This is a genomic window from Bifidobacterium indicum, assembly GCF_036987015.1.
Lineage (GTDB): Bacteria > Actinomycetota > Actinomycetes > Actinomycetales > Bifidobacteriaceae > Bombiscardovia > Bombiscardovia indica.
Map to the genome: position 1 here is coordinate 908,388 of NZ_BTXM01000001.1, position 12,842 is coordinate 921,229.

The following is a 12,842-nucleotide window of genomic DNA, read 5'->3' on the forward strand; positions in this document are numbered from 1 at the left end:
CCACCCGTAGACCGACCCTCCGCCGACCCCAACGGGAACCCGGAGCCATATGCTGATAGGGATTGAACTCGCATCACCGGCAGGTTCCGGGATGGAGACCAGGCTGAAAGGACAGACATGCTCTCATTCGTCAACGACTATTCCGAAGGCGCCCACCCTGATGTCCTCCAAAGGCTGATCGACACCAATATGGAGCAGCTTCCCGGCTACGGCAAGGACCGGTACTGCAGCTCGGCCGCCCAAAAAATCGCCGAGGCCTGCGCCTGCCCCGGGGCCCAGGTCTTCTTCATGGCGGGCGGGACGCAGACCAACCAGACCATCATCTCCTGCACCCTCAAACCCTGGCAGGGCGTTGTGGCCGCAGACACCGGGCACGTAAACGTTCATGAGGCTGGCGCCATCGAGGCCATCGACCATAAGGTCCTGACGGTGGCGGGAGACCGGGGGAAGATCAGGCCGGACACCCTGGAGACCTACCTGGAGGGCTTCTATGCCGATGGCAACCACGAGCAGATGGTCTTCCCCGGCATGGTCTACATATCCCATCCCACCGAATACGGCACCCTCTACACCAGGCAGGAGCTCCAGGAACTGTCGAAGATCTGCCACAGGTATGAGATTCCCCTCTACCTGGATGGGGCACGGTTGGGATATGGTCTGGTGGCTCCGGGAACCGATGTGGATCTGAAGGACATCGCCGAACTGTGCGACATCTTCTATATCGGCGGCACCAAGGTCGGAGCCCTCTGCGGAGAGGCGGTGGTCTTCCCCACGGGTGATGCCCCAGAGCATATGAGCACCATGATCAAGCGCCGCGGGGCACTCCTGGCCAAGGGGAGGCTCCTGGGCGTCCAGTTCGACGCCCTCTTCACCAATGACCTTTACCGGCGCATCAGCCGCAATGCCATCGAGACGGCCGGCCTGATCAAGGAGGCGCTCAGGGCGAAGGGGTACGAGACCTATATGGACTCCCCCACCAACCAGACCTTCGTCGTCGTGGACAACCAACGGATGGAGGATCTGGCCAGAAGGGTCAAGTTCGACTTCTGGGAGCGCAAGGACGCGGACCATACGGTCATCCGTCTGGCCACCTCATGGGCCACTTCCAAGGAGGACACCCTGGCCCTGATAGATCTGCTCTGAGCCCGACGGCCCTGGGACGGCTGGGCTTGACACGGTCCAGCCCCTCCCTTCACCCCGGCACTACCCCAATCAGGGGTGTGGAGAAGGGAATTGTGGCCAAAATCACAGGGGCTCCGGGTATCTACTTTCTCACAGTCAAACCGGACTGTCGCGCATTCTTTCCTCAATAGAATCGAGGTATTGGCGCTTGGGGAAGAAGGAGACGAAGCAGTCTCCTCCGAAGGTCAATACCGATTCAAGGACGAAAGGAACCCACATGAAGGCAGTCGTATTCGAGGAGTACAACACATTCCCTGTTCTGAAGGACATGCCCAAACCACAGCCGGGCAGCGGCGAGGTCACGCTCAAGGTCGCCGGCGCAGGCTGTTGCCATTCCGATGTCTCCGTCTTCCAGGAATACACCCCGGAAACCGGCACCCACACCAAGCCGCCCTTCATTTTGGGCCATGAGACCACAGGCTGGGTGGATGAGCTGGGCCCCGACGTGCAAGGGATCAAGAAGGGGGACGCCTACCTGGTCTATGGCCCGACCGGTTGCGGCCACTGCCCCCACTGCGTGGCCGGCCAGGAGAACTACTGCTCCAGCGCGGCCACCAACGAATCCCTGGCCCTTGGCCTGGGCCGGAACGGGGGTATGGCCGAGTACATGACCGTCCCGGTGCGGAACCTGGTTCCCCTGGGCGATGCCGATCCCATCGGCGCCGCCCCCCTGGCCGACGCGGCCCTGACCCCCTATCACGCCATCAAGGCCAGCATGCCCCACCTGGGCGGTGGCGGCAAGTACGCCCTGGTCATCGGCCTGGGTGGCCTGGGCCAGATCGCCATCCAGATACTCCACGCCCTGACCGGCGCCACCATCATCGCCACCGACACCAAGCCCGAAGCCCTGGCCAAGGCCGAGGCCAAGGGGGCCATAACCGTTCCCAGTGACGAGAACGAGCTGAAGGAGATCCGCAAGATCACCCATGGCGAGGGGGTGAACGCCGCCTTCGACTTCGTGGGGATCGCCCCCACCATCGCAGCAGCCCAGGCGGCCGGAGCCGCCGGGTCACGGGTCACCGTGGTCGGCATCGCAGGCGGCAAGGCGGAGTACGACTGGTACTCCAAGCCCTGGGAACAGGAACTCATGGGGGTCTACTGGGGGTCCATCCCCGAGCTCTACGATGTGGCCAACATGTACCGCAATGGGCAGATCCAGACCGAGATCGAGACCTATTCCATGGACGATGCCCTGGTGGCCTACCACAATCTGGTCGATAACAAGCTGTCGGCCAGGGCGGTGGTCCTCCCCAACGGGAGGCCCTGACCAGGCTCCTGAGAGGACGGCCCGGGCCGGTCCGAGGTTCGCCCCGCTACCCGACCGGGGCCGTCCACCCCTTCGGTATACTTGGAACATGCCTGAGCGGATTTCTGCCAGGCATCAGTTGTGCGGGCATAGCTTAGTTGGTAAAGCGCGACCTTGCCAAGGTCGAGACCGCGGGTCCGAGTCCCGTTGCCCGCTCCACGGTTCAACCCTCCCTGTGCGGGGTATCCTCCAGGAGCAGATGGACCAGGAAGACTCCCTCTCCGGCCTCCAGGGTCATGGAACCGCCAAGCGAATCCACCAGGGAATCGACGATGCTCAGCCCCAGGCCGGTGCTTCGGGTCACGGTCCGTGACTGGTCGTCGGTCTGGAACCGCTCCATGAGCCTGTTCACATCCACCTGCTTGCCCCCGGTTTTGTTTCCGAAGTCCAGATGGATCCTTCCCTGCTCCTTGTTCAGCTCAATCCAGGCAGAGCCCTGCGCATACTTGAGCCAGTTGCCAATCAGGTTCTGCACGACCCTCCGCATCATGGTCTGGTCCGTGGTCACTTCCACCCCGGCCTGGATCCCGGGTTCCACGGTGACGGACCGTTCGGTCAGGGCGTCAAAGACGTTGAAGAGCTCCTCCTGGACCAGGGCGGACAGGTTCACCCGGCTCAGGTCGAGGGCCACCTTCTTCTCCTGGATCAGGTTGAAATCCATCAGATAATGAAGGTAATGGTCCACCGACTCCAGGTTGTTCAGGATCCGATCCAGCTGATCCCGGTCGGTCGGTCCCTCCTTGAGCAGCTGGGCGTACCCCCTGGCCACGGTCAGCGGGGTCTTGATGTCATGGGTCAGGTTGGTCAGCATCTGCCGTACCTGCCTGGCCTGCTCGGCCTGGGCGACCTGCAGTCGTCGGGTCTTGTCCAGACCGGTGTTGATCCGACCGGCCAGGGTACGGATGGACCCACAGTTGGAGTCGACGGTCACCGATGCGTTCGTATCACGATGATTGATGTAGTCCAGGTCGGCGCTGATCCTTCTCAGGTCCGCAACCAGCAATCCGAGGACAACCACCAGAACGAGGACAATCAGTCCCAGGGCAAGCACTGCCAGGCTCACAGCCCCACCTCCACAGGTCCCGTCTTCGCGGTCCTCCTTCCCGTCGTCATATGCCATCCCGCCTGACCTCAGACCAGGCGGACACCAATGCCCCAGATCGACACGATGTAGCGCTGGTCCCCAGCATACCTGTTCAGGCTGGTCCGCAGGGTGCTCAGGTGGACGTTCAGGGTGTTCTCAGCATTGATATAGGGCTGGTTCCACACCTCGCGGTAGAGGGCTTCCTTTGCAAAGACCTGGTGGGGATGGTCCATGAGGAGCTCCAGGATGGCGAACTCCTTCCGGGCCAGATCGACCTGGTGCCCATCCACACTGACCGTATGCTCCATGCGGTCGAGTTCGATTCCCTCGAAGCTGACCTTGGGATCAGGCAGTTCAGCGGCATCCTTCCCGACCACGATGGCTCCGGACTGACGCAGCTGCACCTGGACGCGAGCGCGGAGCTCGTCGATGTCGAAGGGCTTGGTCACATAGTCGTTGGCTCCCTGGTCCAGGAGAGCGACGGTTCTAGTCTTGTCCTGGACGGCCGTGAGGACGACGACCGGAACGGATGACCTACGACGGATGGCCTTGAGCACGCTGTCGCCTGTCACCACCGGGAGCATCAGGTCCAGGAGGACCAGGTCCGGTTCCTCCTCCTGGAAACGGGTCAGGGCCTGCGCCCCGGTCCTGGCCTGGACAACCCTGTAGGTCCCGCCCAACACATCCTTGAGCAGGGCCTGGATATCCTCCTGATCCTCCACCACCAGAATCGTCGGCATGCCTCTCCTTTCCCCACTCACCCCCATGCTACCGAAATCGTCAGGCCAGACCGGCCGATGGGAGGAGGATTTATGTTATCCTTAATGATTCCTTGACTCGGGGGTAAGAAAGCCATCCTAAGGTCGTAGGTAGTCCCAAGCAGAAAGGAACCCCATGGCCAATACCATTCTGGACATCAGCCATGTCAGCAAACGGTTCGGTCGTTTCCAGGCCCTGGATGATGTCAGCATCACCATAGCCAGGGGCGACATCTATGGTCTGATCGGCGAGAACGGGGCCGGCAAAACCACCCTGATGCGCTTGATTACCGGGCTCTCCCCCATGCAGGAGGGCAGGATAAGCCTGATGGGAAGCACCCTGGGCCAGAACAGCCGCATCCTGGGCAGAATCGGCTCGGTCATCGAAACCCCGGCTGCCTTCACCAGGCTTACCGTCGGACAGAACATGAAACTGGTCGCCATCCAGCACGGGTTGATCGACGAGGGCGCCATCGACGAAACCCTGGGCTTCGTTGGTCTGAGCGAAAAGACCAGGACCCGCGCCGGTCAACTCTCACTAGGCCAGCGGCAACGTCTGGGGCTGGCCATGGCCATTCTTCCCCACCCCGATCTCCTCATTCTGGACGAGCCCATCAATGGCTTGGACCCGGCAGGAATCATGGAGTTCAGACAGCTGCTGGCCAGACTCAGCAAGGAAAGGCGGACGACCCTCCTCATATCCAGCCACATCCTGAGCGAGCTCTACCTGGTCTCCTCCAGGTTCGGATTCATCAGCCATGGCCGACTCATCAAGGAGGTGACCAGAGAGGAACTCGACAGAGTCAATCAGGCCGGCATCCTGCTGGATGTGGATCAGAGCGCCAGGGCCGCCATGATCCTGGACCGCGAGGGCATCACCCCCTTCCAGGTCATGGATGATCACCGGATCCTGATCAGACGTCAGCATCTGGAACCAGGCCCCCTCAACCGGCTCCTGGTGGAGGAAGGTGTTCTGGTCAATCACATCAACGACCAGAAAGGATCGCTGGAGGACTATTTCATGGACCTGCTCAATCACGACCCGGAACAGCGGGGACCCGCCACTCAGGACCACCGGAACCAGGGAGGCGATAATGATTAATCAGATCAGAGCCGATTTCTATAGACAGCGACACTCCTTCGGCATGATGCTTCTTTTGGTGTGCACCGTGGCCCTGGGCATCTGGTCCACCTGGTCGAAGACCACTATTGGAATCAGCACGGGTGGCCCGGAATACAGCCACCGACTCCTGGAAATCACCAACGGAACCTGGACCGTCAAAACGGGCATGCAGTTAGGTGCCGACTCCGCCACCACGCTGATCTACCTGTACATCGCGGTCTTCGTCATCGTCATCGGCTGTGAATACAGCCAGCACACCCTGAAGAACACTTTGACATCGGGGATCTCACGCATCCAGTTCATCCTGGGCAAGTACGTGACCATCCTGGCGGATATCCTCCTCCTGACCCTGTGCTACTTCATCTCCATCCTGGCCACAGGCCTGGCCCTGGGAAGGAAGCCGGGCGCAACCTGGGCCGTCCTGTGTCGGGATACGGCAACCATGACGGTATCGGTCGGCTTCTGCATTTCCGTCATCATCAGCCTGGGTATCGTCCTGCTGGTCCTGACCCAATCCACGGTCCTTCCGGCGGTCCTGATCGTGGTGTGGCCGATACTGATCGGCCTACTGGTCACGAACCTGAACTGGAAGTGGCTGAAATACCTCGACTTCGTCGGGTTCGCTGAACAGATCGCCATCGGCACCCTCAAGGTCTACCAGGCCTGGATCTACACCGGGGTATCCCTGGGAGTGGTCCTGGCGTCCGTCATCGGATCGGCCCTGATCTTGTCCAGGAAAGAAATCTGAGGGGCAGCCCCGCCATGAGGATGCGAGACAATCTCGACTGCACGGTTACGGCAACCAGGCTCAGCCAGAACAGGGAACCGGCTTGTGGAGTAGGCCCAGAAAGGATCTGACACCGACGAGGGGAAACCGCACGAGAGTGTGCCGTTCAGCGGTAATCGCGAATAGCCTGTCGAGCCATACCGACGAATTGCCGCACGCATGCCCGGACGGAGTAGACGGTCCTGGTATGCTCCGCGTACTCCCTGGACCAGTGGTCGAGAAGGTCGGGATGCTCGAACCACCAATCAATCCGGTCGGCCAGGACCTGATCCTGGCGGGCGGGGAAGAGTGAGTTGGGGGTCAGGGCGAACTGTCCTGCAGCGCTGAGGTCCGATTGGGCGATGACCGGCACCGCCCCGCAGGCCATACCCTCGAGCACACTTACCGATTCCAGATCGGCGATGGAGGGATGGACGAGGAGATCGGCCTGGCGGAGAAGATCAGGCATGTTCCCGTTGGGGTGGAAACCGATGGAGACCGCACCCTCACCAAGCAGTTCGGCGGCCTCCGCCTTGAGCCGGTGTTCCAAGGGCCCTGTGCCGGCGATGGTCAAGGTGATCTCATCCCTGTGACGGCACCGGGACAGGGCCCGGATCAGGGTGGCGTGGTCCTTCTCCCCGGCAAGCCTTCCCGAGGCCACGATATGGAAGGTCCGGCCCCGACAAGACCTGTCGTAGCGCGTTCCGGGGTTGAACCTGGCCTGGTAACCGTTCGAAATCACATGGAGATGCGCCTCATACCCGTGTGACCGCAGAAGATCGGCCGTCAGCCGTGTGGGCACGTGGATATGGTCCACATGCCCATAGAGCCAGTGCCGGAACAGCTGGTATATGGCTGAATCAACCCCCGGCAGAAAGCGGATGGGACCACTGGAATAGGTGATGTTCTCGGGCTGGATGTGGAAGCCGGCCGTCACCGGGATGCCCATCCTCCGCGCCTGGCCAAGGGCGGCGCGGCCGAAGGCGAAGGGGGTGTAGATGTGCACCAGGTCGACCCCGGCGAAGGCCCTCCTGAAGAGCTCGGGATCCGCCCGGGCGAAACTCATCTGCTGCTTGGCGGCGACCCATGACACCAGGGGGATCCGATGGACCCGGGCTCCGTAGGAGGGGGCACCCAGACCGATCAGGCGGACCTCATGCCCCTGGGCGCGGAGCTCCTGGGCATATTGAAGCGCGGAGTTCGAAGTGCCGTTGCCCTGGTTGCCGAAGGAATCAAGGACCAGCGCCAGTGTCAGGGCCCCGCCCCGGCCTCGTTCATCATTGCCATCGCCGCCCGTGGCAGGCGGGTCGGCGGCAGGGATCTTCATCATGATGGCCTCCGGCCCCATATCACCAGCCATACTGGACACCGCACAGTGGGCGCAAACCCGGCCAATGCCCGGCCCGGCAGTGGAGTTCCCCCGGTCGAATCCGCCGGGCCGGTTTCCGGCACCCTACCCTATTCCGTCAATCCTGGTTGCAGCACCGCTCAACCCGGGCCTTTCCACCACCACGATCCTTCAGGGTCGGAAGGCCGGAACAGCCGCACCCTTGTAGTAGCGGGTGATGGCATCGGCCACATACGTGCTGTGATAGGCGGAGACCAGGGTTGCATAGGTGGGGTTGCCCCTGTCTGCCGCCCTGGCCACGATGATGTTCACATAGGGGTGGTTGGCCGGCGATTCGAGACCTCCCGGCACCTGGTAGATGGCATCATCGACCTTCATGCCTGCATCGATGATGAAGTTGGTGTTGGTGATGCCGGCGGCATAGTCGGGAAGGACGTTCACGATGCCGGTCGGGTCCACCTGGTCCAGGACCAGGCCCAGCGGGTTGTCGACCACATCCTCCGGGACGGGCGTGGTGGCCTTGGGGTCGCGCAACCCGATCAGTCCGGCGCTGTCCAGGACCTTCAGGGCCCGACCAAGGTCTATCGGATCGTTGGGGATGGCCAGGCGATCCCCCTGCCTGATCTGGTCAGGGCTGGAGTACCGCTTGGAATAGAGGTTGAGCGGCGAGATATAGGTGTCGCCGATGGCGGCGAAACGGTAGCCGTTCTTCCGGGACTCCTGCTCCATGAAGGCGTAATGCTGGAAGGCGTTCAGATCGATCTCCCTGTTGGCCAGGGCCTGGTTGGCGTAGCGGCCGTACTGGAAGGACTTCAGCCGCACCCTGAGCCCGGTATCGCGGGCGTCAAGCTCGTGTTGGACAGCCTTCCATATCTCCTCGTCGGCGTTGCCCACCACACCGATGCTGATCTCCCGCTCCCCCAGGGCGGGCCGGTTGATGCGCACATAGGCCAATCCCATCAGGACCGCCACAATCACCATGACCGCGGACACGGCCGCCAGTTCCCTCTTGGCCCGGGTTCTCCTGTTAGCCATACTCCACCCCTCTTCTCTTGGGTCTTTCTCCGCCCGCTACCGGTGCATCAGACCTTGAAGGCGGGCACGCAGGCCCCCTTGTAGACCCTGGTGATCGTGTCGGCGACATGTTTGGAATGGTAGGCGCTGACCACCTTGGCGTAGATGGGGTTGTCCTTCTGATCCCTGGTGGTGACGATGATGTTGATGTAGGGTTTGTTGGCCGGGTTCTCCAGGTCGTAGGGGACCTCGTGGATGGCGTCATGTACGCTCTTACCAGCATCCACAACGAAGTTGGCGTTGGTCACCCCACCGGCGTAGTCGGGCAGGAGGTTGAGGATACCGGCCGGGTCGACCTGTTCGATCTGCAGGTGCTTGGGGTTCTCGACCACATCCTCGGGCAGGGGGTTGGTGGCCTTGGGGTCGCGCAGACCAATCAGTTCGGCATCGGCCAGGACCTTCAGGGCACGTCCCATGTTGGTGGCGTTGTTGGGTATGGCCACCTTGTCGCCGTCCTGGAACTGGGAGGGTTTGGAGTACCGCTTGGAGTAGAGGTTCATCGGGGATATGTAGGTGTCACCGATGACGGAGAGCCTGTAGTGGTTGGTCTTGACGTCATCCTCCAGGTAGGCGTAATGCTGGGCGGCGTTGAAGTCCACCTCCCGGTTGGCCGTGGCCTGGTTGACGTAGATGGCATCCTGGAAGGGCTTGAGCACGATCCTGATGTGTTCGTTGCGGCGGTCCAACTCCTCCTGGACCGCCTTCCAGATCTGGTCGTCCGAGCTGCCGATGACCCCCACCGTGACGGTCCTGGTTCCCGCACTGGCCCGGTTGAGCCGGAAATCAGCCCCGACGACCGCCGCCAGGAGCAGGATCATGACCAGGCCCAGGGCCACCAGTTCCCTCCTGGCGCGACTCTTCCTGCCTGCACGTCTGCGATCTGCCACCTTGCTCAACCTTCCGCTTGGGTGCTCAATGCTCGATGACCTCGGCCAGGAGCCGACCGAAGAGCTCGATCAGGGCGATGAAAATGACCAGGACGATGATCGTGGCGATGGTCACGTCGTACATGTACCGCTGGTAGCCCAGCCTGATGGCGAAGTCGCCCAGTCCGCCACCACCGACAATACCCACCGTGGCCGTCTCCCCCACCAGGCTGACGATCGTGATCGTGGTCACCCGGATGATGGCGGGGATGCCCTCGCGCAGGTAGACATGCCAGATGATCTGCCAGGTGGACATTCCCATGGATTCCGCGGCCTCGATGTATCCCGGGTCCAGTCCCGCCAGAGCGGACTCGATCTGCCGGGAGAAAAAGGGGGTGATGCCCACGACCAGGGGGAAGATGGCACCCTTGGGGCCGATGGCGGTACCCATAAGCAACCTGGTCACCGGCACCAGGGCGGCAGCCAGGATGATGAAGGGGATGGACCTGAAGAGGTCGATCAGCTTGTCCAGGATGTTGAAGACGACCCCGTTGCGACGGATGCCATTGCGACGGGTCACGATCAGCCCCACCCCGATGATCAGGGAAAGGAAGAAGGAGATGACCCCGGAGACACCGACCATGACCAGGGTCTGGACCAGACTGTTGAAGAACTCGGGGAGCCGGCTCATCACATTGGGGAACCAGGCGTTCAGCAAAGACGTCATGACTTGAGTATCTCGATTCCGATATTGCGCGACTTCAGGTATTCCAGCGCACCTTTGATATGGTCATCGGTCCCGGCGATCTTTACCACCAGGCCGCCCAGGGGGGATCCGTCGACCACGTCGATGTCTCCGAAAATTATATTGACATCCAGGTCGAAGGCGCGTGAGATATACGAGACCAGGGCCTCGGAGACCTCCTTGGATACGTAGGACATACGCAGGATGACCTGACCGGGTTCCAGGGCCACCAGAGGCGAATCCTGCGCCAGGAGGTCGGTGATCTTATCCAGGTTGGATGTAGTGGCTATGAAGGATTTGGTCAGCTGGGCCTGGGGGTCGGCGAAGACATCGAAGACCTTCCCCTGTTCGACGATGGTTCCGTGATCGATGACCGCAATCTTGTTGCAGATCTGCCTGATGACGGACATCTCGTGGGTGATCAGGACCACCGTAATACCAAGGCTGTCGTGGAGATCACGCAAAAGCTGGAGGATGGACTTTGTCGTGTTGGGATCCAAGGCGCTGGTGGCTTCATCACTCAGTAGAATATCCGGCTCATTGGCCAGGGCCCTGGCGATGGCAACACGCTGTTGCTGACCGCCGGACAGCTCTGCGGGGTAGTGGTCGGCGAGGTCCGACAAACCTACCAGTTCCAGCAGTTCCGCTACCCTGGCTGCCCGCTGGTGCTTCCACACACTCCCCTCGAGGAGAGGAAGCTCCACATTACCCGCTACCGTGCGGGAGGGCATCAGGTTGAAGTGCTGGAAGATCATACCGGTACGTTGCCTCAGGGAGCGCAGATCTGCGGGAGTCAGATCCTGCACCTCCCGGCCCCGCACCTTGACGCTGCCTGAGTCATAACCTTCCAAGCCATTGATGCACCGCACCAGAGTGGATTTGCCAGCCCCACTCAGGCCGATAACGCCGAAGATGTCACCAGCATCGATATCCAGAGAGACATCAGCCAGGGCTGTCTTGTCTTCTTCCTCACCGCTTCGATAAATCTTGGTGAGATTGCGAATCTCCACCACAGGTATCCGATGGTTCACCTTCCCGCCTTCCATGTCGACTGAGTGTCATAGTAATATCCGCCACGTCACTGGACCAGGCCCACCCCTATAGGTCTTATTTATGAGCGCTTATCGGTCGATGGAAAAACGCGCCGGAAGGCACGCACGGAAACGACACCCTGCCGTGCCATCCCTCCTGTGGGAACCCATGGCAGAATGGGACCATGACCGATTCCGTCGTGCCCAACGAATTCTCGTCCATCAATGATCGTCCCCTCGGCAACCCCCTCGGCAGTCGTCCCACCAGGGTTCTGCTCCTCGGGGCCGGCGAACTGGGACGGGAAATCTGCATCAGCCTGATCCGTCTGGGTGCCTGGGTCTGCGCCGTCGACTCCTACCCGAGCGCCCCGGCAACACAGGTGGCTCACTCCTTCAGGGTCTTGCCCATGTCCGATCCAAAGGCTTTACGGGACCTGATCGCACAGATCGAACCGGACCTGATCGTGCCCGAGGTGGAGGCCATAGCCACCGACCAGCTGGCCTGGGCCGCCGACCGGGGCATCCAGGTGGTCCCGGCCTCCGGAATGGCCGCCATGTGCATGGACAGGCAGGCGTTGCGCACCTTCGCCCACGACACGGTGGGGCTGGATACGACACCCTACCGATTCGCCCAGAACCTGGATCACCTCCGACAGGGGGCTGAAGCGGTGGGCTTCCCCTGCATGATCAAACCGGTCATGAGCTCATCCGGGCATGGGCAGAGTCTGGTCCGCGATCCCGGAGACCTGGAGGAGGCCTGGCGGACAGCCCAGACAGGCGGGCGCGCCCGTGGCCGGAAGGACCAGCCCAGCAGGGTCATCGTCGAGGCCCTGGCCCCCCTCGAACACGAACTGACCGTCCTGACCATCTCCTCCAGCGCAGGAATCGCCACCTGCGAACCCATCGGACAGTGCCAGGAGGACGGCGACTATCGCCAGTCCTGGCAGCCCTCCGGTCTGGACAGGCCCATCCTGGAGAAGGCATCGAACATGGCGGAAAAACTGATCCGGGCCATGACCGACCTGGCCAGGAAGCAGGGCGAGACCGGTTGGGGGGTCTACGGTGTGGAGGTCTTCGTCCTCAAGGACGGCCGTGTCCTTTTCAATGAGGTCTCCCCCCGGCCACACGACACGGGCATGGTCACGATGATCTCCCAGCGGCTCTCGGAATTCGACCTGCATGCCAGAGCCATCCTGGGCATCCCCGTTCACCGGGAGGATCTAGAGCTCACCCTGCCCCCTGGCTGGTCCGCGGCAAGCCAGGCGGTCCTGGTCCGGGGCCATGGACAGGTCACCTTCACCGGAGTCCCCCAGGCACTGGCATACCCGGGAACCGATCTGCGCATCTTCTCCAAGCCCCTGGTGGAAGGCAGCAGAAGGATGGCCGTGGCCCTGGCCCAGGGGGCAGACCAGACCCAGGCCAGGGCAAGAGCCGACCAGGTGGTCCGGGCCCTTCGGGCACAGGTGGAGTAAGGCTATGATTCCCTCGGATTGTCCAGGCGGGAAGACTTGGTACCACTGTGATCAGGGGGTCATTCCACCGCCACGCCGACCCCTCCT

12 protein-coding genes and 1 tRNA gene are annotated in these 12,842 nt (G+C 61.8%); 6 read left to right on the top strand and 7 right to left on the bottom strand.

All coding sequences use genetic code 11. The features are described 5' to 3' along the window. Window positions 1-117 precede the first annotated feature (117 nt). From AACP59_RS03900 to AACP59_RS03910, 3 genes are all read left to right on the top strand, one after another. Window positions 118-1,143, top strand: a complete 1,026-nt coding sequence (locus AACP59_RS03900; protein WP_339349968.1) for a threonine aldolase family protein — start codon at window positions 118-120, stop codon at window positions 1,141-1,143. A 256-nt stretch (window positions 1,144-1,399) separates the two neighbouring features. Further along, a complete protein-coding gene (locus AACP59_RS03905) occupies window positions 1,400-2,449 on the top strand; it encodes an NAD(P)-dependent alcohol dehydrogenase (RefSeq protein ID WP_297316967.1) in 1,050 nt (349 codons plus the stop codon). Between the two features lie 122 nt (window positions 2,450-2,571). After that, window positions 2,572-2,647: transfer RNA gene (locus AACP59_RS03910), tRNA-Gly, on the top strand. Between the two features lie 4 nt (window positions 2,648-2,651). On the opposite strand, the gene AACP59_RS03915 is transcribed toward AACP59_RS03910, so the two are convergent. Further along, window positions 2,652-3,608, bottom strand: coding sequence for a sensor histidine kinase (locus AACP59_RS03915; protein WP_339352923.1), 957 nt, complete (start codon window positions 3,606-3,608; stop codon window positions 2,652-2,654). An 11-nt stretch (window positions 3,609-3,619) separates the two neighbouring features. Then, window positions 3,620-4,312: a response regulator transcription factor gene (locus tag AACP59_RS03920; protein WP_297316969.1), complete on the bottom strand. Its 693-nt coding sequence runs from the start codon at window positions 4,310-4,312 to the stop codon at window positions 3,620-3,622. A 154-nt stretch (window positions 4,313-4,466) separates the two neighbouring features. Here AACP59_RS03920 and AACP59_RS03925 point away from each other — a divergent pair, with 154 nt between their 5' ends. Beyond that, complete coding sequence (locus tag AACP59_RS03925; RefSeq protein ID WP_297316970.1) at window positions 4,467-5,432, top strand: ABC transporter ATP-binding protein; 966 nt, start codon at window positions 4,467-4,469, stop codon at window positions 5,430-5,432. Next, a complete protein-coding gene (locus tag AACP59_RS03930) occupies window positions 5,425-6,201 on the top strand; it encodes an ABC-2 transporter permease family protein (protein WP_297316971.1) in 777 nt (258 codons plus the stop codon). Before AACP59_RS03925 ends, AACP59_RS03930 begins: the two co-directional genes overlap by 8 nt. Before the next feature lie 145 nt (window positions 6,202-6,346). On the opposite strand, the gene AACP59_RS03935 is transcribed toward AACP59_RS03930, so the two are convergent. The 5 genes from AACP59_RS03935 to AACP59_RS03955 form a co-directional block, all read right to left on the bottom strand. After that, the gene (locus AACP59_RS03935) at window positions 6,347-7,549 is read right to left on the bottom strand and encodes a glycosyltransferase (RefSeq protein WP_297316972.1); all 1,203 of its coding nucleotides are present in this window, start codon (window positions 7,547-7,549) and stop codon (window positions 6,347-6,349) included. Window positions 7,550-7,738: 189 nt separating this feature from the next. Next, a complete protein-coding gene (locus tag AACP59_RS03940) occupies window positions 7,739-8,602 on the bottom strand; it encodes a MetQ/NlpA family ABC transporter substrate-binding protein (RefSeq protein WP_297316973.1) in 864 nt (287 codons plus the stop codon). 47 nt (window positions 8,603-8,649) lie between these two features. Beyond that, the gene (locus AACP59_RS03945; RefSeq protein WP_297316974.1) at window positions 8,650-9,528 is read right to left on the bottom strand and encodes a MetQ/NlpA family ABC transporter substrate-binding protein; all 879 of its coding nucleotides are present in this window, start codon (window positions 9,526-9,528) and stop codon (window positions 8,650-8,652) included. Window positions 9,529-9,553: 25 nt separating this feature from the next. Next, a complete protein-coding gene (locus tag AACP59_RS03950; RefSeq protein WP_297316975.1) occupies window positions 9,554-10,234 on the bottom strand; it encodes a methionine ABC transporter permease in 681 nt (226 codons plus the stop codon). After that, entirely contained in the window at window positions 10,231-11,283 is a 1,053-nt protein-coding gene (locus AACP59_RS03955; RefSeq protein WP_297316976.1) for a methionine ABC transporter ATP-binding protein, read from the bottom strand. The genes AACP59_RS03950 and AACP59_RS03955 overlap by 4 nt, the downstream gene beginning before the upstream one ends. A 185-nt stretch (window positions 11,284-11,468) precedes the next feature. On the opposite strand from AACP59_RS03955, the gene purT reads away from it, so the two are divergent. Further along, window positions 11,469-12,755: a formate-dependent phosphoribosylglycinamide formyltransferase gene (gene purT, locus AACP59_RS03960; RefSeq protein WP_297316977.1), complete on the top strand. Its 1,287-nt coding sequence runs from the start codon at window positions 11,469-11,471 to the stop codon at window positions 12,753-12,755. Window positions 12,756-12,842 lie beyond the last annotated feature (87 nt).